At 62.4% G+C, this 22,016-nt stretch carries 19 protein-coding genes; 13 read left to right on the top strand and 6 right to left on the bottom strand.

Annotated features, from left to right (window positions below; translation table 11 throughout):
- Window positions 1-114 precede the first annotated feature (114 nt).
- A complete protein-coding gene (locus AOA62_RS06180) occupies window positions 115-2,886 on the top strand; it encodes a hybrid sensor histidine kinase/response regulator (RefSeq protein WP_099548133.1) in 2,772 nt (923 codons plus the stop codon).
- A 163-nt stretch (window positions 2,887-3,049) separates the two neighbouring features.
- Complete coding sequence (locus tag AOA62_RS06175) at window positions 3,050-3,646, top strand: MarC family protein (RefSeq protein ID WP_017136752.1); 597 nt, start codon at window positions 3,050-3,052, stop codon at window positions 3,644-3,646.
- On the opposite strand, the gene AOA62_RS06170 is transcribed toward AOA62_RS06175, so the two are convergent.
- From AOA62_RS06170 to cobG, 5 genes are all read right to left on the bottom strand, one after another.
- The gene (locus tag AOA62_RS06170; RefSeq protein WP_017136753.1) at window positions 3,643-4,419 is read right to left on the bottom strand and encodes a hypothetical protein; all 777 of its coding nucleotides are present in this window, start codon (window positions 4,417-4,419) and stop codon (window positions 3,643-3,645) included. The genes AOA62_RS06175 and AOA62_RS06170 overlap by 4 nt on opposite strands.
- Window positions 4,420-4,656: 237 nt before the next feature.
- The gene (gene cobJ, locus AOA62_RS06165) at window positions 4,657-6,294 is read right to left on the bottom strand and encodes a precorrin-3B C(17)-methyltransferase (RefSeq protein ID WP_099548132.1); all 1,638 of its coding nucleotides are present in this window, start codon (window positions 6,292-6,294) and stop codon (window positions 4,657-4,659) included.
- Window positions 6,294-7,025: a precorrin-2 C(20)-methyltransferase gene (locus AOA62_RS06160; protein WP_017136755.1), complete on the bottom strand. Its 732-nt coding sequence runs from the start codon at window positions 7,023-7,025 to the stop codon at window positions 6,294-6,296. The genes cobJ and AOA62_RS06160 overlap by 1 nt, the downstream gene beginning before the upstream one ends.
- Window positions 7,025-7,651 carry a precorrin-8X methylmutase gene (locus AOA62_RS06155; protein ID WP_017136756.1) on the bottom strand — a complete coding sequence of 209 codons (627 nt, stop codon included), beginning with the start codon at window positions 7,649-7,651 and terminating at the stop codon, window positions 7,025-7,027. Before AOA62_RS06155 ends, AOA62_RS06160 begins: the two co-directional genes overlap by 1 nt.
- Window positions 7,644-8,990: a precorrin-3B synthase gene (gene cobG, locus AOA62_RS06150; protein WP_099548131.1), complete on the bottom strand. Its 1,347-nt coding sequence runs from the start codon at window positions 8,988-8,990 to the stop codon at window positions 7,644-7,646. The genes AOA62_RS06155 and cobG overlap by 8 nt, the downstream gene beginning before the upstream one ends.
- A 38-nt stretch (window positions 8,991-9,028) precedes the next feature.
- On the opposite strand from cobG, the gene cbiE reads away from it, so the two are divergent.
- The gene (gene cbiE / locus AOA62_RS06145) at window positions 9,029-10,234 is read left to right on the top strand and encodes a precorrin-6y C5,15-methyltransferase (decarboxylating) subunit CbiE (protein WP_099548130.1); all 1,206 of its coding nucleotides are present in this window, start codon (window positions 9,029-9,031) and stop codon (window positions 10,232-10,234) included.
- Entirely contained in the window at window positions 10,231-10,950 is a 720-nt protein-coding gene (locus tag AOA62_RS06140) for a cobalt-precorrin-6A reductase (protein WP_099548129.1), read from the top strand. The genes cbiE and AOA62_RS06140 overlap by 4 nt, the downstream gene beginning before the upstream one ends.
- Before the next feature lie 29 nt (window positions 10,951-10,979).
- On the opposite strand, the gene AOA62_RS06135 is transcribed toward AOA62_RS06140, so the two are convergent.
- A complete protein-coding gene (locus AOA62_RS06135; protein WP_099548128.1) occupies window positions 10,980-11,228 on the bottom strand; it encodes a DUF6124 family protein in 249 nt (82 codons plus the stop codon).
- Between the two features lie 670 nt (window positions 11,229-11,898).
- Between AOA62_RS06135 and AOA62_RS06125 the strand changes: the two genes are divergently transcribed.
- The 9 genes from AOA62_RS06125 to AOA62_RS06085 all read left to right on the top strand — a co-directional run bounded on the left by AOA62_RS06125 (window position 11,899) and on the right by AOA62_RS06085 (window position 22,014).
- Window positions 11,899-12,294: a DUF2946 domain-containing protein gene (locus AOA62_RS06125; RefSeq protein ID WP_068931263.1), complete on the top strand. Its 396-nt coding sequence runs from the start codon at window positions 11,899-11,901 to the stop codon at window positions 12,292-12,294.
- A gap of 46 nt (window positions 12,295-12,340) precedes the next feature.
- Window positions 12,341-12,823, top strand: coding sequence for a copper chaperone PCu(A)C (locus AOA62_RS06120; protein WP_099548126.1), 483 nt, complete (start codon window positions 12,341-12,343; stop codon window positions 12,821-12,823).
- Window positions 12,824-12,833: 10 nt separating this feature from the next.
- Complete coding sequence (locus AOA62_RS06115; RefSeq protein ID WP_017136763.1) at window positions 12,834-13,244, top strand: DUF2946 domain-containing protein; 411 nt, start codon at window positions 12,834-12,836, stop codon at window positions 13,242-13,244.
- Window positions 13,245-13,337: 93 nt separating this feature from the next.
- Window positions 13,338-15,398, top strand: a complete 2,061-nt coding sequence (locus AOA62_RS06110; RefSeq protein WP_026013683.1) for a TonB-dependent copper receptor — start codon at window positions 13,338-13,340, stop codon at window positions 15,396-15,398.
- Window positions 15,399-15,513: 115 nt separating this feature from the next.
- A complete protein-coding gene (locus tag AOA62_RS06105; protein ID WP_099548125.1) occupies window positions 15,514-16,896 on the top strand; it encodes a PepSY domain-containing protein in 1,383 nt (460 codons plus the stop codon).
- Window positions 16,897-17,048: 152 nt separating this feature from the next.
- Window positions 17,049-19,157, top strand: coding sequence for a TonB-dependent siderophore receptor (locus AOA62_RS06100; protein WP_099548124.1), 2,109 nt, complete (start codon window positions 17,049-17,051; stop codon window positions 19,155-19,157).
- 117 nt (window positions 19,158-19,274) lie between these two features.
- On the top strand, window positions 19,275-20,063 hold the full coding sequence (locus AOA62_RS06095) for an ABC transporter ATP-binding protein (protein ID WP_099548123.1): 789 nt from the start codon (window positions 19,275-19,277) through the stop codon (window positions 20,061-20,063).
- Window positions 20,060-21,007, top strand: coding sequence for an ABC transporter substrate-binding protein (locus tag AOA62_RS06090; protein WP_017136768.1), 948 nt, complete (start codon window positions 20,060-20,062; stop codon window positions 21,005-21,007). Before AOA62_RS06095 ends, AOA62_RS06090 begins: the two co-directional genes overlap by 4 nt.
- The gene (locus tag AOA62_RS06085; RefSeq protein ID WP_017136769.1) at window positions 21,004-22,014 is read left to right on the top strand and encodes an iron ABC transporter permease; all 1,011 of its coding nucleotides are present in this window, start codon (window positions 21,004-21,006) and stop codon (window positions 22,012-22,014) included. The genes AOA62_RS06090 and AOA62_RS06085 overlap by 4 nt, the downstream gene beginning before the upstream one ends.
- Window positions 22,015-22,016: the final 2 nt, after the last annotated feature.

Here is a 22,016-nt window from a genome sequence, read left to right as displayed (position 1 = left end):
CAGCTACGCTTGCGTAGCTATCCGTTCGGCTAGGTAAGGGCCTCTGGCCCTTGCCGTACCCATGTCGCCCCGCGCATAGTTAACCCGTGCATCAACCTAAGAAGGGATTTCGCCGTGCGCTGGCTCAGGATCGCCATAGGTTTTACAGTCAGCTTGCTGACCCTGCTCTGCTTGTTCCCGGCCCAGGCCGCCGCGCAAGGCAGTGGCTGGGCAGTATTGCTTGATGAACAGGCCGACCTGCAACTGAGCGACATCCGCTCCGCCCGCTACACCAATCAATTCAGCCCCATCGAACTCGACCGGATTACCGCTGCGCAGCCGGACGGTGCGTTGTGGGTACGCTTCAAGCTGCAACCCGGCAAGCACGAACAAGTGCTGCGGGTATTCGCCCCGGACCTGTCGCACCTGAACCTGTATGTGCTCGACGGCGACATGCTGGTGGAGCAGCAAAGCACCGGTACCCGCCAGCCCCAGGCGGAACGCCCGCTGCCCAGCAGCGATTTCATGCTGCCGATGCCCCAGAGCCAGAAGCCCCTTGAGGTGTACCTGCGCCTGGTCTCGGAACACGAACTGCGCCCCTACATCACCCTGGAACCGGCCGTGCTCGCCGCCGCCGACCAGACCCAGACGCTGATCTACGGCCTGCTGTTCGGCTGCCTGCTGATGCTGATCCTGCACAACCTCACACGCTTCGCCTACCACCGCTCGCGCAGCAGCCTGTGGCTGGCGGCCTGCGAAGTATTGTTGATGCTGAGCCTGGCGCTGTTGCTCAACCTGGTGGGGCCGTGGCTGCCAAACTGGCACGCGGTGCAGACCCCGGGCGCCTACCTCGCGCTGCTGCTGACTGCGCCGTGCGGGCTGATGTTTGCCTATCGCTTCTTCATGCCCTTGGGCCCGCACCCGCTGAACAAGCTGTTGATGGCCGACATCCTGCTGATCGTGCTGTGCGGCCTGCTGCTGTTGTTTGTCAACACCTTGCCGCTGAACATCATCACCTACGCGCTGGTCGCCCTGGCAGGCTTGAGCATGTTGTTTATCTCGGCTTACCACTGGCAGAAAGGCTACCGGCCGGCGCGCTTGTTTGTGGTGGCGATGGTGGTGTTCAACATCGGCACCCTGATCATCCTGCCCGCCCTGCTGGGCCTGACGCTGGTGGCACCGCAAGGTTTGATCGTGACCCTGCTGAGCTTTATCTGCCTGAGCGGCCTGCTGATGAGCCTGGCCCTGGGCGAACGCCAGCGCGCCATTGTCGAAGCACGCTTCAGCCTCAGCCGCGACCTGGCGGCCAGCAATGCCGAGATCGCCGCCAAGGCCGAATTCCTGGCCAAGATCAGCCACGAAATCCGCACGCCCATGAACGGCGTGCTGGGCATGACCGAGTTGCTGCTCGGCACGCCGCTGTCGGTGAAGCAGCGTGACTATGTGCAGACCATCCACAGCGCCGGCAATGAACTGCTGACGCTGATCAACGAGATCCTCGACATCTCCAAGCTCGAATCCGGGCAGATCGAACTGGACGACGTGCAATTTGACCTCAACGCGCTGATCGATGACTGCTTGAGTATCTTCCGCGCCAAGGCCGAACAGCAGAACGTCGAGCTGATCAGCTTTATCCAGCCGCAGGTGCCCCGCGTGATCAGTGGCGACCCCACGCGCCTGCGCCAGGCGCTGTTGAGCCTGCTGGAAAACGCCCTGCAAAAAACCGATGAAGGCGAAGTGCTGATCGTAGTCGCCCTGGACGAACGCAGCACCAAGCCACGCCTGCGCATCGCCGTACAAGACAGCGGCCTGCCGATGGATGCCGCCGAACGCGACGCGCTGCTGCACAGCGAACTGCACAGCAAGAACTTCCTCTCGGCTACGCGCCTGAGCGGCCACCTGGGCCTGGTCATCGCCCGCCAGTTGATCCTGTTGATGAACGGCGAGTTCGGCATCAAGAGCGGCAGCCACCAGGGCAGCACGCTGTGGCTGACCCTGCCACTGGACCCGGAACGCCTGGAGCACCCGACGTCCGACCTCGACGGGCCGCTCAAAGGCGCGCGGGTGTTGGTGGTCGATGACAACGACACCTGCCGCAAAGTGCTGGTGCAGCAATGCACCGCCTGGGGCTTGAACGTCAGCGCTGTGCCGTCCGGCAAAGAAGCCCTGGCGCTGCTGCGCACCAAAGCGCACCTGCGCGACTACTTCGACGTAGTGCTGCTGGACCAGAACATGCCCGGCATGACCGGCATGCAACTGGCGGCGAAGATCAAGGAAGACCCGAGCCTGAACCACGACATTCTGCTGATCATGCTCACCGGCATCAGCAATGCGCCGAGCAAGATCATCGCGCGCAACAGCGGGATCAAACGCATCCTCGCCAAGCCAGTGGCCGGCTACACACTCAAGACCACCCTGGCCGACGAACTGACCCAGCGCAGCAAGGGCACAATTGCGCCGCGCCCTGCTCTCAGCGCGCCGGCAGCAGTCACCGTGCCCAGTGACTTCAAGATCCTGGTGGCTGAAGACAACAGTATCTCCACCAAAGTGATTCGCGGCATGCTCGGCAAGCTCAACCTCAACCCGGACACCGCCAGCAACGGCGAGGAAGCGCTGGAGGCGATGAAAGCCCAGCGTTACGACCTGGTGTTGATGGACTGCGAAATGCCGATCCTCGATGGCTTCTCTGCCACCCAGCAATTGCGCGCGTGGGAAGTCAGCCACCAGCGTATTCGCACGCCGGTGGTGGCGCTGACGGCGCATATCCTGTCGGAACATAAAGAACGCGCACGCCAGGCCGGCATGGATGGCCACATGGCCAAGCCGGTGGAGTTGTCGCAGTTGCGTGAACTGGTGGAGTTTTGGGTGGCGCAGCGTCAGCAACGCCCGGAGCACGCCCCGTCGTGACCTTGAAATGCAGCCTCCTGTGGGAGCTGGCTTGCCTGCGATGGCGGAGTGTCAATCACACACCCTTTGTCTGCTCCACCGCTATCGCAGGCAAGCCAGCTCCCACATTTGCCCGGTTGCGCCTGATAGACTCCGCAAACCTCTCCTATCGCGAGCCGCGCCCATGCTCCACGTGTTATTCAGCGTCTACCTGAAAATGCTGGTGCTCTACAGCCCGTTCTTTGTGCTGTCCTGCTTTATCAGCCTGACCCGTGGTTACTCCAGCAAAGAACGGCGCCGGCTGGCCTGGAAGGTCGCGTTGGCCACGCTGGTGTCGAGCGTGTTGCTCTACCTGTTCGGCCGGGTGATTTTCAGCGTGTTCGGCATTACCGTGGATGCATTTCGCATTGGCGCCGGCAGCGTGCTGTTTATCTCGGCCCTGGGCATGGCCCAAGGCAAGTCGGCGGTGCAGACCGACAATGTGCAGCAGGACGTGACCATCGTACCGCTGACCATCCCGCTCACGGTCGGCCCCGGCACCATCGGTGCACTGTTGGTGATGGGCGTGAGCCAGCCCCACTGGGATGACAAGTTCATGGCCATCGTCAGCATTGCCCTGGCCAGCTTCACGGTCGGTGTGGTGCTGTATTTGTCCAACCGTATCGAACGCATTCTGGGTGACCAGGGCTTGCAGATTGTCAGTCGGTTGATGGGGTTGTTCGTGTGTGCGCTGGCCGCGCAGATCATCTTTACCGGCGTGCGCGGTTATCTGGTGCCTTAAATCCGGTACTTCGCGATTGCCAGTTGCACCTTGTCGCCGGCACTCTCGCGCATCAGCTGGATGGTTTTTTCATTGACCACAGAGGTATTGAGCACCAGGCAAGTCTGGCCGCTGAAAGCCTCGACCGAAGAGCTGTCCCACTCCAGAAACGGCAGGCCCAGCTGTTTGCTCACACCGTGGGTGCTGTAAGTCACCAGCACCATCATCACCTCTCCCGCCGTTTCAGCACAGGACGCCAGGCCGAAATCACCGCCCTGATGCACGGTGCTATTGCGCTTGAACAGCTCAAACGAGGCAGGCTGTTGCTTCAAGGCCAGCAGCGCATCCGCCGCCAGTTTCGGCAACGCCGCCAGCAGCGGCCCTGCCAGCGAGGCCGCCGCCAGCGCGGCGATGATATTCAGCGCCGCCACCTGCACCGTCAGCCCTTTGCCGGAGCTTGATACCCGCTCAAAAGCGCTGCGCACCGGCAACCAGCCCAGGCTGACCATCACCTTGATAAATTCGTCATACCAGGCCTCACTCCCCCGTTGGACCTTCAACACATCACTCACATAACTGCTGGCCAGCAGGTAGCTTTTACGAATGTATTCACGGTTCAGCGCCGACATGCCCTCGATAAACGAAATCACGCCGTTGTTCACGACGGCTGCATTGCTGTCATCTTCCGCGTCCAGGAACACCGAGCGTTTGGCGCCCGGCGCCCCTGGCAGCTTGTAGGCGGCAATCAACTTGCGCCTTTTGGCACTGATGATCCTTTTGTGATGTCGCTCCATTTTCAGTTCTCCACAAGCACCCCACATGGGGCTTGTCTCCACACTAGTCCAGCTGCTGGCGCGCTTTCCAGACCACAAACATCGCTTGGCGCCCCCGTCGAAAAAACGTCAACCAGCAATAACGAGGCATACCGGTAGACCTTCCTTTTTTCATCGGCAAAAAAAGAAAAAGCCCCGAGTAACAACAGGTTTTCACCCTGCGTTACTCGGAGCCTTCTTACCTGCCGCGAGCTGATTTCAGGAAGCGGGTTTCTCGCCGTACCAGCGTGGCGTGTACACCCATTCGCCGCCACCGGCGCGGGGGAATACGCAGGTGGTGGACGAGCCGATCAGCACCATGGTGCGCATATCCACTTGCTCAGGCGTCAACTGCCCCAACGTGGTGACGCGCAAGGTCTGGCCAGGGCGGCCAATGTCGCGACCCAGCACCACCGGTGTTGCGGGCGTGCGGTGCAACGCGACGATTTCCAGGGCACGCCCCAATTGCCACGGCCGCGAACGCGAGATCGGGTTGTAGAACGCCAGCGCCAGGTCGGCCTGGGATGCAAGGTCCAGGCGTTTTTCGATAATCGACCAGGGCTTGAGGTTGTCCGACAACGACATCACGCAGAAGTCATGCCCCAATGGCGCGCCCGCCTGGGCGGCAGTAGCCAGCGAGGCTGAGACGCCCGGCAGAATGTCCAGCTCGACCTGATGCCAGGCCGGGTCACTGGATTCGTGCAACGCCTCAAGCACCGCCGCCGCCATGGCAAATACGCCAGGGTCACCGGACGACACCACCACCACCGAACGGCCTTGAGCGGCCAATTCGAAGGCATGGCGAGCACGCTGCATTTCTTCGCGGTTGTCGGTGCAGTGTTGCACTTGGTCGTCGCGGAACGGCCCGGCCATGCGCACATAGGTTTCGTAGCCCAGCACATCGGTGCAACGCGCCAGCTCGGCCTTCACCGCCGGCACCATCAACTCGGCTGCGCCAGGGCCAAGGCCGATCACGGCAAGGCGGCCACGGGCACGGCCGACCTGCGACAGGTCCAGCGGTTGCTCTGCCACTGTGATAACGATGTCCGCGCCTTGCGCCACTTGCGCAAAACGCAACGGCACACCTAATTCCACTGCGGCTTGCTGCAACGAGGCTTCGGCCATCTGCGTGTCGCTGGCCAGCAGGCACGCCAGGGATTGCACGGCGATACCGGCGTCATGCAAAGCCGTTCGCACGCGCAGAGCTAAATCCACACCTGGCTTACAGGTGACACACACCGTCTTCGGATAAATCAGCAACTCATTGGCAGCCGGCACGCGCTCGGCACTGCCCACGTGAATCGCCAACCGTGCGTGCTGATCCTGCGGCAAATTCGCCTGATCCAGCCACGGCGCCACACCTTCGATGCGCACGCTTTCGCCGGCCAACAGGTCCGAGACAAACCGCTTGCCCAGTTCCAGGTCCGCCAACGCATAACCCGCTGGCGGGTTGAGCAGGCAGGTGCCAAAACGCAGCTCGCCGCTGGTGGTGATTGCCGCGGCGACGCCGAGTGCCGCGCCAATGTCGCGCGCCATCCGGTTCACACCGCCCAGGCCGCCGAGCAACGGCACCACGGCGCTGCCATCTTCAGCCACGGCCAGCACGGCGGGCTCTTCGCCTTTTTCCAGCAGCAGCGGCGCCAGCGTGCGGATCACGATACCGGCAGCACACAGGGCAATCAGTGGCGTGCCTTGTTGGTAAAGCTGGCGCAGGGTCGCGCCGAACTCACTGTAGGTCTGGTCCGCCCCTTCAACTCGCCGGGCCAAGCCGTGGATCAGCGCGCCAGGGTATACCTGCGCGATCTTGCGCGCCGTCGCCAGGCTGCCTTGGCCGAGAATGACAATCGCCGGGCGCATCAACCTTGCCACCTTTCACCCGGCACGATGATCAGCGAGAAGTACGGCGAGGACGCTGGGTCGACTTGATCCAGCGGCACGATCTTCTGGTTGGCCATGGTCGCGCGTTCCACGTACAGCGCACGTTCGGCCAAACCGAGCTCTTGCAGCACCTGGCGCACCTTTGGAAAGTTACGGCCCAGCTTCATGATCACGGCGGCATCGGCATCCGCCAACCGACGCTTGAGGTCGTCGTGGGGCAACACGCCGGAGAGCACCGACAGGCTCTGGTTGCGGTACACCAACGGCGCGCCAAGCACCGAAGCGCCGCCGAGCATTGAGCAGACGCCGGGGATAACCTGGGCTTCATAACGCTCGGCCAAACGGTCGTGCAGGTACATGTAGGAGCCGTAGAAGAACGGATCGCCTTCGCAGATCACCGCCACATCGCGGCCAGCGTCCAGGTGCGCGGCCACGTCGAGGCTGGCGTTGTCGTAAAAGTCGCTGATGATCTGCTCGTAAGACATCGGTGCCGGCAGCACTTCGGTGGTCACTGGGTACACCAGTGGCATCAAGGTCTGCTGCGCCACCAAGTGGTCTTCGATAATACCGAAAGCATTGCCTTTCTTGCCCTTGGCCACGAAATACGCCACCACCGGCGACTCGCGCAGCAGGCGCAGCGCCTTGAGGGTGATCAGTTCGGGGTCACCGGGGCCAACGCCCAGGCCAATCAAACGTCCGCGTGCCTGCATTACTCGACCTCCGTGGCCAAGGCGTTGACCGCCGCGGCAGCCATCGCACTGCCGCCCAGGCGGCCTTGCATGATCACAAACGGCACGCCACGGCTGTCGGCCGCCAGCATCGCCTTGGATTCGGCGGCACCAACAAAGCCCACCGGGAAGCCCAGAATCAACGCTGGTTTCGGCGCGCCGGCGTCGAGCATTTCCAGCAGGTAGAACAGCGCCGTCGGCGCGTTGCCGATCACCACCACGCTGCCTTCCAGGTGCGGGCGCCACAGTTCCAGCGCGGCAGCTGAACGGGTGTTGCCCAGCTCCCGCGCCAACTCCGGCACGCTGTCGTCGCGCAAGGTGCAGATCACCTGGTTATTGGCCGGCAGGCGCGCGCGGGTCACGCCTTCGGAGACCATGCGCGCATCACACAAAATCGGCGCGCCAGCGGCCAGCGCATCGCGCCCGGCCTTGCCTGCGCCTTCGGAGAACTGCAGGCCGTCGATGGCATCGACCATGCCGCAGGCATGAATCACCCGCACCGCGAGTTTTTCCAGGTCGGCAGGGATGCGCTCCAACTTGGCTTCCGCGCGAATAATGGCGAAGGAGTTGCGATAGATCTCCTGACCGTCGCGGATGTAATCAATCATCGGTGTTGCTCCGTGTGCGGCCGCGTAACAGGGCGCCCGCCGCTTCAATGGAAAGAGTGCGTGCGTGCAGCCGGCCGAAACCGGGGTGGGCTGCCTCGCGAAAATAGACGTCGTAGTGGCCGGGGCTTACCGCCAGCAAGGTGACCGGCGCGGTGTGTGCGGCAGCGCAAGAGCGTGGGCAGCCGGACAGGTGCACCTCGGCGCCAGGTTGCAGCGCGGCCAGTTGCAGGGCATCGGCCTTGGTGTCGGCCAGGCCTTTGGCGCAGCCGCTTGAACCGGTGCAGGCGATCATGCGTGCCAGGGGTTGGTCGACTGAGCCAAGGAAGCCCAATTGCTCCAAGCCTTCAGTCACGGCGCCGTGGTTTTTAAGGTTGGGCAGCAGTACGCCCTGCCACGGCGTAAAACGCAACGTACCGTCGCCGAACTCACTGGCCAACTGTGCGGCGCCTTTGAGCATGCTTGAGTCCAGACGACCCAGCGGCGCAACGGCGGCAACGTAAAACAGATCTTTTTGTCGCTGTGGATAAGTGCCCAAGTGCAACAAACCCCCACTGGGCTGGCGTTTTAACCCATCCACCGACAGTAACGGCAGGTTCAGGCGGGCCAATAAGTTATCCACAGCCAGATGACGCATGCGGGTTTGCGTCGGTGTCGCCAGGTCGAGAAACGCTTCCAGCACGGCCACGACCAAGGCATAGCCTTGCTCGAGCGGCACAGCGCCCAAGGGTGCATTCAGCCCCGGACAACCGGCCAGGCCGAAGGCCAATAGTGTTTCGCCATCGCGCTCGAACGCCGACAGCCACAAGTCATGGTGATGTTCGAGCATCGCCAGGGCTTCACCGCCATCCAACTGCACGGCGAACTTGGCCGACAGCTCATGGAAACGTGGATGGTTTTGTAAGGTGGCAAGGATCTGATCGGCCAGCGGGCGAGTGTCGAACAGCATCTGGGTGTCGATACCTGCGCTGGGGCTGAGCATCAGGTTGCGCACGTCATCGCCAGCGGCGTTGTTCGGGCCAAGGCCTGCGGCCAGCAGCGCGGCGATCAACGCCTCTTGCTCGGCACCGATCCCGCGAATCTGCAAATTGGCGCGGTTGGTCGCCTCAATCACCCCACCCGCATAGGCCTGCGCCGCGTCCGCCACAGCAACTGCCTGGGCGGCAGTGATAGAACCACCGGCCAATTTGATCCGGCATATCCCGCCATCCAGCGCCTGGACGATACGCAGCAACCCCGGACAAGCCGAGGGGCGCATGGTATTCAGAGCAGGCGTTGGGTTCACGGGGCTACCGGTTGACGGGTAAAGGCGCGGTATTATGCCTGCTTTGTCCGGCGGCATGAAAAGCCTGCCCGTCGGATGTCGTTCAAGGAATTCTTATGTCGCCCTGGCTGACGGTTGTAGGCATCGGTGAAGACGGCTTCAAGGGGCTGGGCAGAAACGCCCGGCATGCCCTGTTGCGCGCCACCCGGATTATAGGCGGCCAGCGCCAGTTGGACCTGCTGCCGGTGTGTATTCGTGGCGAGCGCCAGCTATGGCCAAGCCCGTTTTCCCTGGAGCCGGTGCTGGCTAGTCGTGGCGAGCCGGTCTGCGTACTGGCCAGCGGCGACCCGATGTTCTATGGCGTAGGTGCCAGCCTGGCGCGACAGGTGGCCGCTGAGGAATTGCTGATTTTACCGGCGCCGTCCTCCGTGTCGTTGGCCGCGGCGCGTTTGGGCTGGCCGTTGCAGGAGGTGGTGACCTTATCCCTGGTGGCGCGGCCATTGGCGGCGATTAATACGCACCTGGCCACTGGCGTGCGGTTGCTGGTGCTGAGTAATGATGGGCGCAGCCCTGCCGCGATTGCAGCGCTGTTAGCCGAGTCCGGTTTCGGGTTCAGCCGGTTGAGCGTGTTTGAACACTTGGGCGGCGTAGATGAACAGCGCATCGACGGGCTGGCTGCTGATTGGCAACACGCTTCGGTTGCGGATCTGAATCTCGTCGCCATCGACTGCCTGGCCGACGCCCACACCCCGCGCCTGTCACGCCTCGCCGGGCTGCCGGATTCGGCCTTCAAACATGACGGCCAACTGACCAAGCGCGATGTACGCGCCATGACCCTCGCCCGCCTCGCGCCAATGCCGGGCGAATTGCTCTGGGACGTGGGCGCGGGCAGCGGCTCCATCGGCATCGAGTGGATGCGTGCGCATCCGAGTTGTCGCGCACTGGCGATTGAAGCCGACGCAGGTCGCCAAGGGCTGATCGAACATAACCGCGATGCCCTCGGCGTGCCCGGCCTGCAACTGGTTCGAGGCAAGGCGCCGGACGCGTTACTCGGCCTGGAAGCACCGGACGCGATCTTTATCGGCGGCGGCGTCACCCGCGACGGTGTGCTCGACACCTGCTGGCAGCACCTGCGCCCTGGTGGGCGTTTGGTCGCCAATGCGGTGACCCTGCAAAGCGAAATGACCTTGATGGCGTGGCGCGCGCAACATGGCGGCGAGCTGACGCGCATCCATGTGGCCCAGGCCCAGCCGCTGGGTGAGTTCGACACCTGGCGCCAGGCGCTGCCGATCACCTTGCTGGACGTGGTCAAGCCGCTATGAAACGCATCCTGTTGTTGGGCGGCGTCACCGAAGCGCTGGCCATCGCCCGCACGCTGGGGCCGGAGCATATCTATAGCCTGGCTGGGGTTGGGCGCGTGCCCACTGACCTCACCTGCCAAGTGCGCGTCGGCGGCTACGGTGGGCATGCAGGCTTGGCGCAATTTGTGCGCGATGAGCAGATCAGCCTGATCCTCGATGCCACCCACCCGTACGCGGCGCAGATCAGCCAGAACGCTGCCACGGCGGCAAAAATGTGCGGCATTCCCTGCTGGGCGTTGCGGCGCCCGGCGTGGCAGCCGCAGGCGGGTGATGACTGGCGCGAGGTGGGGGATTGGGCTGAGCTGATCGAAGCCTTGAAACCCTTCAAACGTCCGTTGTTCACCTTGGGGCGTGAGCCGTTGCAGCACCTTGACGAAATCCCCGCCGATCAATTCTGGACGCTGCGCGCACTGGATGTGTATCCGGGCAATGAGCGCTGTGAAGTCATCGGCGCGCGTGGGCCGTTTCTGATTGAGGACGAGCGCGCGTTGTTTGAACGGCGTGGAATTGATGTGTTGATCAGCAAGAACAGCGGCAGTGCGGCGACCGAGCCGAAGCTGGAAGTGGCACGCGAGCGTGGCGTGCCGGTGTTGGTGTTGAAGCGGCCGGTGTTGGCGCAGGTAGATCGAGAGTTCACCGACGTGGCTGCGGTGCTACAGGCAACCAGCACTCTCTAAACACCACCGCTCCCACACTTGGAGCATTATCAGGCTGCTGCCGTCGACTGCCCTATGCCTTCATGCACGCGTTCAGCCAGCAACTGCGCCAGCTCAATCAACTGCGCAACGCCCAGCAATTCCTCTCGCTTCGGGCCATCCAGGTCAAACGCAAGGTCGCAACTCAGCGCATTGGCCGAGGCGAGTGTTTCGCTGAGGTTGACCAGCAGGTCTTCGGTGCTGATTCCATCGGCTACGGTGAATAGCCGTACGGGGGGATTTGGGGTGGGTTTGATCATTGTGAATTTCCTTAATCTAAATGGAGCCGCCACTGATCGCCGCGATGCGATGGAGGGTGGCAGCTGTGCGCAGGTTCGCGGACCGGAGATTAAGGAAACCGGCATACCCGAAGGTATCCCGCGCACAGCCACCATAGCGCCGCACAGTAGACGATAAAAAAGCGTCAACTGAAAGGAGGCAATGCTTAATCAATCCGGGCCGCGACGCCCGACCGCTGCGTGTGCAGCGGCGTACACAGACTAGAGTTCCACCTTCCTAGGGACAACCTTAAATCCCTGTCGGACGTTTCCGTAGACGACCACTACACTTAGGTTATGTAGAGGCTCAACTAGAAGCGGCCTACATGAGCAGGGCATTGCTCGTGCAATCAGCAAGCTCAACACCAAGCCATAGCCAAACACACACCAAACTGTGGGAGCTGGCTTGCCTGCGATAGCATCGCCTCGGTACTGCAGGAAAACCGAGTTGTCCGCATCGCAGGCAAGCCAGCTCCCACAGGGTTCAGCGTCACGCTGGAGATCGCGACCCGTCGGTAAAATTGGCAATCCGTGGTTCCCGGCTATCATGAAGGCAACCACTGCGACACCAAACCACACCGCCGCTTTTTACTTATGCCCCCCGATCAGGCTAAATACCCACCTGATCGCTTAACCCTACGGATTGTCCGCCATGGCCCGTCAACGCTTTGCAATTGTGTGGATCGCCTGCTTTGCAGTGCTGTTCAACGCCTTTGCCATGCCGCTGGCCAGCGCGATGCAACAGTCGCAAGACCCCGTGCAGCAATTGCTGTGGGGCAGTTTCTGTTCCTCCAATGGCGCCAGCCTCAAGACCATTGCCTTGGGCAAGTTGGACATCCCGACGCCGCCCCAGGAAGATCATTCCGCCATGCAGCATTGCTGGTGTTGCTCGGGCTCACCGCCATTAGTGGCGTTGCCGGGGCATGTGCCGCAGCTGTATGTCACACGTTTTGATGCCGTGCCGGGCCTGTCGCCGCCCGCACTGCAAGCCCCTACCCCGCGCCAGCAATGGCCGAGTCTTAACCCCCGCGCCTCTCCAACGGTCTGATTTCTTCGCAAGTGAACTGCGTTTAGAACCGTTCTGGAGAACTGCCATGCTTAAATCTTCCCTGCTGCTGGCTGCATTGTTGCTGCCGGTGTTCAGTGCTGCCAATGCCGATGACTACAAGGCCGGCAGCCTGCTGGTCAGCGATCCCTGGTCCCAGGAATTGCCGCCGAATGCGCCGACTGTCGCTGCCTATTTTGTGATTCATAACCAGGGCGAAAGCGCTGATCGTTTGCTTAGCGTCGACACGCCTGTGGCGGCCAAAGCCGAGCTGCATGAGCATGTGATGCAGGGCGATTTGATGAAGATGCAAAAGGTGGAAACCGTTGCCGTACCGGCCAAAGGTGATCTGACCTTCGCACCGATGGCCTACCACGTGATGCTGCTGGACCTGAAAGACCGCAGCCAACTGCGCGACGGCCAACACTTCCCACTCACCCTGAACTTCGAAAAAGCCGGCGCGGTGCAGGTTGAAGTCTCGGTACAAAAAGCGCCGCCGATGGCCGGCCACGAGCATATGCACGCCCAATAGGCCAACGTAAATGGGCGCCCCTCGCGCCAGGTTGTCGCCACACCGCCGCAGGCCCATGAGCCTGGCGCGCGGCAGTTGGATCAGCCTGTTCGCCATGTTGATGATTTTTATCGGTCCGCTGATTTCCCAAGCGATGCCGATGGATCATCACGCCGGTATGTCGATGCAAATGTCCATGGACATGCCGTCGACCAGCCATGGCGAGCACACGCCAGCTCCCAGCGAACACCACGCCCTCTGGGCAAAGTGCGGTTATTGCGACCTGCTCTTCAGTTGCCCGGCCCTGCCCGGCAGCGTGTCCCATGTCAGCCTCGGCACCCCGCCACCGGCGAATGCCCTGACGCCCGCCACCCGCCTGGGCCACGCCCGGCAGAGCATCTTCCCTGGCGCCCGCAGCCGCGCCCCACCTATCGCTTCGTAAGCACTTCACAGCATCACTTCACACCGGCCGACTTTAGACAGACAGCCGCAGGCTGCTGGCCGTGTTGTTTACGATTGATTGATGGAATTTGTCATGTCCAGGTTTTCTGCTGACTCCCGATTGGGATGTACCCCCGTTCTCGCCGTTCTGTGTGGCGCGCTGTTGGCACCACACGCGCAGGCTGAAGATCATGAGTTGAGCCCCACGGTGATCACCGCAATCGCCCCCAGCTCACCGCTGACCGTTGTCACCAACCCCAAAGACCCACGCCAACCGGTGCCCGCCAGCGATGGCGGCGACTACCTCAAGACCATCCCCGGCTTCGCGCTGGTGCGCAACGGTGGCACCAATGGCGACCCGGTGCTGCGCGGTATGTTCGGTTCACGCCTGAATATCCTCACCAATGGCGGCATGATGCTCGGCGCCTGCCCAGGGCGGATGGACGCGCCCACCTCGTATATTTCGCCGGAAACCTACGACAAGCTCACCGTGATCAAAGGCCCGCAAACCGTGCTCTGGGGGCCTGGCGCGTCAGCCGGCACCATCCTGTTCGACCGCGAGCCCGAGCAATTCGGCGAGCTGGGCACACGGGTCAATGCCAGTGTGCTGGCCGGCTCCAACGGGCGCTTCGACAAGGTGGTCGATGCCGCTGCCGGTGGGCCTTTGGGCTATGTAAGGGTGATCGGCAATCAGGCCCACGCCGATGACTACAAGGACGGCAATAACAACACCGTCGCCTCGCGCTACGACAAGTGGAATGGCGACGTGGCCGTCGGTTTCACCCCCGATGCCGACACCCTGCTGGAGCTCACTGCCGGCCGTGGCGATGGCGAAGCGCGCTACGCCGGGCGCGGCATGGATGGCTCGCAGTTTCTGCGCGAAAGCCTGGGGCTGCGGTTTGAAAAGTCCAATATCGGTGAGGTACTGGATAAGGTCGAAGCGCAGGTCTACTACAACTACGCCGACCATGTGATGGACAACTACAGCCTGCGTACGCCGTCGGGCACCGGCATGATGGCCGGGCCGATGGCTTCCAACGTCGACCGCCGCACCCTGGGTGCACGCATCAAGGCGACCTGGCGCTGGGCCGATGTGCAACTGATCAGCGGCCTGGATGCGCAGACCAACGAGCATCGCCAGCGCAGCAGCATGGGCATCGACACCTACAAGGAACTGCCACGGGTCAAGGATGCCAATTTCCACAACTACGGCGTGTTCAGCGAGCTGACCTGGTACGCCGCCGACCGCGATCGGCTGATCACCGGCGCCCGCCTGGACCGCGCCTCGGCCAAGGATTTCCGCCAAACCACCGGTTCGGGAATGATGGCGCGCCCCAACCCGACCGCCGACAACACTCGCGCTGAAACCTTGCCATCGGGCTTTGTGCGTTATGAGCACGACCTGGCTGACACACCCACCACCGTCTACGCAGGGCTCGGGCATTCGGAGCGTTTCCCGGATTACTGGGAGCTGTTTTCGCCCAACACCGGCGCGGTCGGTTCGGTAAATGCCTTCGACGGCGTCAAGCCGGAGAAAACCACCCAACTCGACTTCGGCGCGCAGTACAAAACCGCCGACCTTGAAGCCTGGGCCTCGGGCTATATCGGCCGGGTGCAGGACTTTATCCTGTTCGACTACAAGCCCGGCATGATGGGCACCACGTCCCAGGCCCGCAATGTCGACGCGCGCATCATGGGCGGTGAACTGGGCGCAGCGTACAAACTGACCCAGCACTGGAAAGCCGACGCCAGCCTCGCCTACGCCTGGGGCAAGAACACCAGCGACGGCAAGGCGCTGCCGCAGATGCCACCGCTGGACGCGCGTTTGGGCCTCACCTACAGCCAGGACGACTGGAGCGCCGGCGCCTTGTGGCGTGTGGTCGCGGCGCAAAACCGCATCGACCAGAACAAGGGCAACGTGGTCGGCAAGGACTTCGACAAAAGCAGCGGTTTTGGAGTGTTCTCGCTGAACGCGGCGTACCGCATCAATAAAAACTTCAAGGTCAGCACGGGCGTCGACAACCTGTTCGGCAAAGCCTATGCCGAGCATTTGAACCTGGCGGGTAACGCAGGCTTCGGCTACCCGGCCAACGACCCGCAAGCCATCAAGGAGCCGGGGCGTACGCTCTGGACCAAAGTCGACATGAGCTTCTAAAAGCATCGCGGGCAAGCCCGCTCCCACAGGGAAATGCATTCCAAATGTGGGAGCTGGCTTGCCTGCGATAGCGGCCTGACAGACAAAAATATCTAAAGCCTTGCGGAGCCTAATGATGACCACCCCAAAAATTTCCTTCTACAACCTGGCCTGGCGCTGGCACTTCTACGCCGGCCTCTTCGTCGCCCCGTTCATGGTGCTGCTGGCCCTCACCGGCATCATCTACCTGTTCAAACCCCAGCTCGACCCGCTGATGTACGGCAACCTGCTCAACGTGCAAAGCGCCGAGCACGCCCTCAGCGCCGACGAACAACTGCAACGCGCCCAGGCAGCTTTTCCCCAGGGCAAAATCAGCAAATACCTGCCACCCGCCGACGCCACCAGCAGCGCGCAATTCGTGATGCACAACGATGGCCGCGAAGTGACGGTATTCGTCGACCCGTATCGCGGCACCGTCCTCGGTGAACAGGATGCCCAATACAACCTGCAAGCCATCGCCCGCGCACTGCATGGCGAGCTGATGATCGGCACCGTCGGCGACCGTTTGGTGGAACTCGCCGCCGGTTGGGGCGTGATGCTGGTGGTATCCGGCGTGTACCTGTGGTGGCCACGCGGCAAGTCTTCGGCGGGCGTGTTGTGGCCACGGCTCAACAGCCGTGGCCGAGTGTTCTGGCGCGATATGCATGCGGTCGCCGGTTTCTGGGGCGCGGCATTTTTGCTGGTGATGCTGCTCAGCGGCATGACCTGGACCGGCTTCTGGGGCAAACAATACGCCGAGCTGTGGAATAAGTTTCCCGCAGCGATGTGGAACAACGTGCCGCAGTCCGACCAGCAAGCGCGCAGTCTCAATACGGCCAGCCAGCAGACTGTGCCATGGGCAATGGAGAACACGCCAATGCCCATGTCCGGCGACCACGCCGAACATATGAACCACGGTGCGATGCATTCAGGTCCCGCCGCGCCGACGGTACGCCTGCAACAAGTGGTCGACCTGGCCAACGCGCGCAAGGTCGAACCCGGCTACAGCATCACGTTCCCCACCACTGCCGAAGGCGTGTTTACTGTCGCGGTGTTCGCCAACGACCCACGCAATGACGCGACCCTGCATGTGGACCAGTACACCGGCAAAGTGCTCGCCGATGTCCGCTGGGAACACTACAACCTCGTCGCACGCGCCACCGAAACCGGTGTAATGCTGCATGAAGGCAAGATGTTCGGCTGGGTCAATCAACTGATCGTGCTGGTGATTTGCCTGATGATTTTACTCAGCGCGGTGAGTGGCGTGCTGATCTGGTGGAAGCGTCGGCCACACGGTGGGTTGGGAGTGCCGCCGTTGCGCCATGACCTGCCGAAGTGGAAAACCGCGATGGTGATCATGTTCGCGCTGGCGATCATTTTCCCGTTGGTGGGTGCATCGCTGATCGTGGTGTGGGCGCTGGATCGCCTGGTGCTGGCGCGCCTTTTCAACCAACGTGAATCTGCCTCAGGTTCTGCATGAAGCAAGCGAGATGCCCACGGCAGAGGCCTTCTGTAGCCTTGCGCGACTTTTGTCGCGCAGCCAATAAGTGTTAACTTATAACACTTTCTGCGTTATCGTTGCTCGCCGCGCCCTGCGGTGAGCACCCCTCTCAAGAAGCGATTGATCGACCGATGAACAAGTACCTCGCGTCCGGCCTGTGCCTGCTCGCCCTGCATAACAGCGCCCAGGCCCTGACTCTGCCCGCCAGCCCCGTGACCGCGCCCGCCGTGGATGACGAGCGCGTTGACCTGAACACGCCGACCACCGCCGGTTCGCGCTTGAACCTCACGGCCTTGCAAACCCCGGGCAGTGTCGAGAGCCAGACCGGCGAGAAGATCCGCGAGCGCGGCGACGCCAGTGTGCAGGACGCCATCTCCCGCGCCACCGGCATCAGCCGCACCGGTTCGCCGGGCGACGGCGGCACGTCGTTGCAGGCCCGTGGTTTTACCGGGCAGAGTTCGGTGCTGCAGCTGTACGACGGGCAGCGCATGTTCGACGGCGCAGGCACTTCCACCTTCCCGGTGGACACCTGGTCGGTTGAGCGCGTGGATGTGCTGCGCGGCCCGGCCTCGGTGATGTACGGCCAGGGCGCCACCGGCGCGGTGATCAATACGATTGCGAAGAAGCCGTTCACCGGCGAAATCGAAAACCATGTGCGCCTGGGCTACGGTTCCTATGACCGCCAACAGCAAGCGCTGGACAGCGGCGGCTCGCTGACTGACACACTGAGCTACCGCCTGAACGTCAACCGCCTGCGCAGCAACGGCTTCATCGCACGCGGCGACTCCGCCAGCGATTTCGTCAGCGGCGCGCTGCGCTGGCAGCCGGCCGACACCCTGAGCTTCACCCTGGCCCACGACTATGGCGACCAGAGCCCGCAGAACTACTACGGCACGCCACTGATCAACGGCCAGTTGCACAAAGGCCTGCGCGACAAGAACTACAACGTCAGCGACGACAAACAGCACTACAACGACCAGTGGACGCGCCTGACCAGCGAGTGGCAGATCAACGATAACGTCACCGCCACCAACGAGCTGTCGTACCTGAAAAACCAGCGCCGCTGGCAGAACGCCGAGAGCTATAACTTTGTGAATGGCGGCCTGGTACGTCAGGACTACCTGGGCATCAAGCACAACCAGGAACAGGTCGGTGACCGCCAGACGTTCACCTTCAAGCACACGCTGTTGGGCCTCGACAGCCAGACGGTGACGGGCGTCGAATACAACCGCATTCGCTTCCGCCTGGCCAGCAACGCGCCGTTTAACGACGTGCCGGGCGGCGGCCAACCCGTGGATATTCAGCACCCGGTGCCGCAGCCGTTTGTGAGCGACAGCCCGTTTATTGCGCAGTCGGTCAGCACCACCAAACAGCTCGCTGCTTTTACCGAAAACCGCCTGCAGCTGACCGATAAACTCTCGTTGATCACTGGCGCGCGCCGCGACTACCTGCACATCGATAGCAATGATCTGACGGCTGCGAACACAGATTCCGACAAGACCCTGACCGGCAACAACTGGAAAGCCGGCCTGGTCTACGCGATCACACCGAGCACTTCGGTCTACGGCCAGTACGCCACCAGCACCGACGGTGTCGGCAGCCTGATCAGCCTGAGCCCGAGCCAGCAGCAGTTTGGTTTGTCCACCGCCAAACAGGCCGAAATCGGCTTCAAGCAGGCGTTCTGGGACTCGCGTGGTGAATGGACCCTGGCGGCCTATCACATCGTCAAAAAGAAACTGCTGGTGAGCATCCCCGGCACCACCCTCAAGGAGCAAGTCGGCCAGCAATCCTCCAACGGCCTGGAAGCCAGCCTGGACCTGCAACTGCCCAACGCCTGGCAGCTGCAAGCCAATGCGGCCATTGTGCGGGCGCAGTACGACGACTTTTCCGAAGTGGTCAACGGCCAGGCTGTTTCCCGCGACGGCAACCGCCCGGTGGACGTGCCCAACCGCACCGCCAACCTGTGGTTGAGCAAGGCGGTGACCGATGACATTCGCGCCGGTGCCGGTGTGCGTTACGTCAGCGCCCGTTATGCCGACACCGCCAACAGCAGCGAAGTGCCGAGCTACACCGTGGCCGACGCCAGCGTATCGTGGAAGGCCATGCGCAATACCACCCTGGGCCTTGAGCTGAACAACCTGTTCAACCGCACCTACGCCGTCAGCCAGTACAACAACGGCCAACAGTGGATACTCGGGGAGCCGCGCTCGTTCTTCGTCACGGCGGACTACACCTTCTAACTGAAACACATGGACTAGTGTGGGAGCTGGCTTGCCTGCGATAGCGGTCTGCCTGATACACCGCTATCGCAGGCAAGCCAGCTCCCACAATTTACTGTGTTGAACTTGAGAATATTGATGGCCTCACTCACCCTCACCGACCTTGGTTGGACCCCACCCGGCCACGACCACTGCAATCATCGCTTCCAGCTGCGAGATGCCAGCCTGCAGGTCGGCGCGGGCGAGTTTGTCGGGCTGATCGGCCCTAACGGCAGCGGCAAGACCAGCCTGTTGCGCTGCGCTTATCGCTTCAGCAAACCCGAACGCGGTGACGTGCTGCTCGAACACCAGAATGTGTGGAAACAAAGCGCAAAATGGTGCGCACAACGCATCGCGGTGGTGCTGCAGGAGTTCCCGGACACCTTCGGCTTGCGCGTCGACGAAGTGGTCGGCATGGGCCGCACGCCCCACAAGGGGTTGTTCGATGGCGACACACTGCACGACCAGCATCTCATCCGGCAGGCACTGGAATCGGTCGGTATGCACGGCTTTGAAGACCACGCGTTCGCCACGCTCTCGGGCGGTGAAAAGCAGCGCGTGATCCTCGCCCGCGCCTTGGCGCAGCAGCCGCAATTGTTGATCCTCGACGAGCCGACCAACCACCTCGACCCACGCTACCAGTTGGAGCTGCTGCGGCTGGTCAAGCGCTTGAACATCGGCACCCTGGCCAGCATTCATGACCTGAACCTGGCCGCGGCTTTCTGTGACCGTTTATACGTGATCAACCATGGGCGCATTGTCGCCAGCGGCACGCCTCACCAAGTGCTGACCGCCGAGTTGCTGCGTGATGTCTTCGGCGTCGAAGCCTTGATCGACGCTCACCCTTTGGCCGGCTACCCCCGAATCACCTGGATAACCCAACCATGATCCTGCGCTCCCTGTTGTCTCTCGCGTTGTTGTTCGGCACTGCCCAAGCGTTTGCCGAAGCCACCCATTACCCGGTGACCGTCAAAAGCTGCAACCGCGACGTGACCTTTCAGGAAGCGCCGAAATACGCGGTCAGCCACGACATCAACATGACCCAAATGATGCTCGCCCTGGGGCTCAAGGATCACATGGCCGGCTACAGTGGCGTCACCGGCTGGAAGTCGGTGACGCCGCAAATGGCCGACACTCTCGTCGGCCTGCCGGAGCTGGCGAGCAAGTACCCGTCGGTGGAAACCCTGCTCAACGCCAACGTGGATTTCTTCTTCGCCGGCTGGGATTACGGCATGCGCGTGGGCGGCGATCTCACGCCGCAAACTTTGCAGCCACTGGGCATCAACGTCTACGAGCTGACCGAGTCCTGCGCCTTCGTAATGAAGCGCCCGGCCGCGACCCTGGACGACACCTATAACGACCTGCGCAACCTGGGCAAGATCTTCAACGTGCAGGACCGCGCCACGGCCTTGATCGCGCAGATGCAGGCGCAAGTGGCCGAGGTGCAACAGCACCTGCCCGCCGACAAGCCTCGGGTGTTCCTCTACGACAGCGGCGAAGACCGCGCCATGACCTCTGGCCGCCTGGGCATGCCGCAAGCGCTGATCACCGCCGCAGGCGGGCGCAATATCCTCGATGACATCGACGCCAGCTGGACCCGCGTCAATTGGGAGACAGTCGTGGAGCGCAACCCGCAGGTGATCGTGATTGTCGACTACAGCGAAATCACCGCCGCGCAAAAAGAACAATTCCTGTTGGATAACCCGGCGTTGCAGTCGGTGGACGCCATCAAGAATCAGCGCTTTATCGTGATCCCGTATGTGCAGGCAACGCCAGGCATCGACAACGTGCTGGCGGTGGAAACCCTGGCCAAAGGGTTCCACGGCGAATGATCAGCCGCCGCTATGCTCTGCTGCTGAGTGCGCTTGGCGCGTTGTTGCTGGTCTCTTGCGTGATCTCGCTGGGGTTTGGCTCGGCGCGGGTGCCGGCGGACGTGGTGTGGCGGATTCTGCTCAACAAGGCCTTCGGCCTCGGTGACGTCAACTGGAGCACCGGCCAGGAACATATCGTCTGGTTGATCCGCGTGCCGCGCATGTTGCTTGGCGCACTGGTCGGGGCCGGGCTGGCGTTGATCGGCGCCGTGTTGCAGGCGGTGACGCGCAACCCGCTGGCCGACCCGCACCTGCTCGGCGTGACCTCCGGCGCCACTCTCGGCGCGGTGATCGTGGTGTTGCACGTAGGGGAAGTCGTCGGCTTGCTGACCTTACCTATCGCCGCCTTCATCGGTGCGCTGCTGAGCATGCTGGTGGTGCTGGCCGTGGCCAGTCGTAACGGCCGCCTGGAGAGTGATCGCCTGCTGTTGTGCGGCGTAGCCGTGTCATTCGTGATGATGGCGGTGGCCAACCTGCTGCTGTTCATGGGCGACCATCGCGCCGCCTCGGCGGTGATGTTCTGGATGCTCGGCGGCCTGGGCCTGGCGCGCTGGGAACTGTTGGCGATCCCCACTGCGACTGTGCTGCTGGGGCTGTTGATACTGGTGGGCATGGCGCGGCCGCTGAACGCATTGATGGCCGGCGAACAGACCGCCGTGACCCTGGGCATGAACGCACGTTCTGTGCGTTTGAAGGTGTTCCTGGTGGCGTCGTTGATGACCGGTGTGCTGGTGTCCATCAGCGGCTCCATAGGCTTTGTCGGGCTGATGGTGCCGCATATTGCGCGGCGTCTTGTGGGCGCTGAGCACCGGCGCTTATTGCCGGTGTGCGCGTTGCTGGGCAGCCTGTTCCTGGTGTGGGTTGATGTCGCCGCCCGCACCCTGATCGCCCCCGAAGACTTGCCCATTGGCGTGGCGACGGCGGCGATTGGCGGGCTGTTTTTTATCGGGTTGATGCGTAAGCGCTGAAC

It is taken from the genome of Pseudomonas sp. 2995-3 (assembly GCF_002742565.1).
In the GTDB taxonomy this organism is placed as follows: domain Bacteria; phylum Pseudomonadota; class Gammaproteobacteria; order Pseudomonadales; family Pseudomonadaceae; genus Aquipseudomonas; species Aquipseudomonas edaphica.
The sequence above is the reverse complement of the archived record's forward strand: the minus strand, read 5'-3'. Positions and strand labels throughout refer to the sequence as shown.

Bases quoted from the DNA above. Each gene is read 5' to 3' on its own strand.
- AOA62_RS06175 (WP_017136752.1), top strand. From the start codon at position 3,050: ATGCTCCACGTGTTATTCAGCGTCTACCTGAAAATGCTGGTGCTCTAC.
- AOA62_RS06170 (WP_017136753.1), bottom strand. From the start codon at position 4,419: ATGGAGCGACATCACAAAAGGATCATCAGTGCCAAAAGGCGCAAGTTG.
- cobJ (WP_099548132.1), bottom strand. From the start codon at position 6,294: ATGCGCCCGGCGATTGTCATTCTCGGCCAAGGCAGCCTGGCGACGGCG.
- AOA62_RS06160 (WP_017136755.1), bottom strand. From the start codon at position 7,025: ATGCAGGCACGCGGACGTTTGATTGGCCTGGGCGTTGGCCCCGGTGAC.
- AOA62_RS06155 (WP_017136756.1), bottom strand. From the start codon at position 7,651: ATGATTGATTACATCCGCGACGGTCAGGAGATCTATCGCAACTCCTTC.
- cobG (WP_099548131.1), bottom strand. From the start codon at position 8,990: ATGCCGCCGGACAAAGCAGGCATAATACCGCGCCTTTACCCGTCAACC.
- cbiE (WP_099548130.1), top strand. From the start codon at position 9,029: ATGTCGCCCTGGCTGACGGTTGTAGGCATCGGTGAAGACGGCTTCAAG.
- AOA62_RS06140 (WP_099548129.1), top strand. From the start codon at position 10,231: ATGAAACGCATCCTGTTGTTGGGCGGCGTCACCGAAGCGCTGGCCATC.
- AOA62_RS06135 (WP_099548128.1), bottom strand. From the start codon at position 11,228: ATGATCAAACCCACCCCAAATCCCCCCGTACGGCTATTCACCGTAGCC.
- AOA62_RS06125 (WP_068931263.1), top strand. From the start codon at position 11,899: ATGGCCCGTCAACGCTTTGCAATTGTGTGGATCGCCTGCTTTGCAGTG.
- AOA62_RS06120 (WP_099548126.1), top strand. From the start codon at position 12,341: ATGCTTAAATCTTCCCTGCTGCTGGCTGCATTGTTGCTGCCGGTGTTC.
- AOA62_RS06115 (WP_017136763.1), top strand. From the start codon at position 12,834: ATGGGCGCCCCTCGCGCCAGGTTGTCGCCACACCGCCGCAGGCCCATG.
- AOA62_RS06110 (WP_026013683.1), top strand. From the start codon at position 13,338: ATGTCCAGGTTTTCTGCTGACTCCCGATTGGGATGTACCCCCGTTCTC.
- AOA62_RS06105 (WP_099548125.1), top strand. From the start codon at position 15,514: ATGACCACCCCAAAAATTTCCTTCTACAACCTGGCCTGGCGCTGGCAC.
- AOA62_RS06100 (WP_099548124.1), top strand. From the start codon at position 17,049: ATGAACAAGTACCTCGCGTCCGGCCTGTGCCTGCTCGCCCTGCATAAC.
- AOA62_RS06095 (WP_099548123.1), top strand. From the start codon at position 19,275: ATGGCCTCACTCACCCTCACCGACCTTGGTTGGACCCCACCCGGCCAC.
- AOA62_RS06090 (WP_017136768.1), top strand. From the start codon at position 20,060: ATGATCCTGCGCTCCCTGTTGTCTCTCGCGTTGTTGTTCGGCACTGCC.
- AOA62_RS06085 (WP_017136769.1), top strand. From the start codon at position 21,004: ATGATCAGCCGCCGCTATGCTCTGCTGCTGAGTGCGCTTGGCGCGTTG.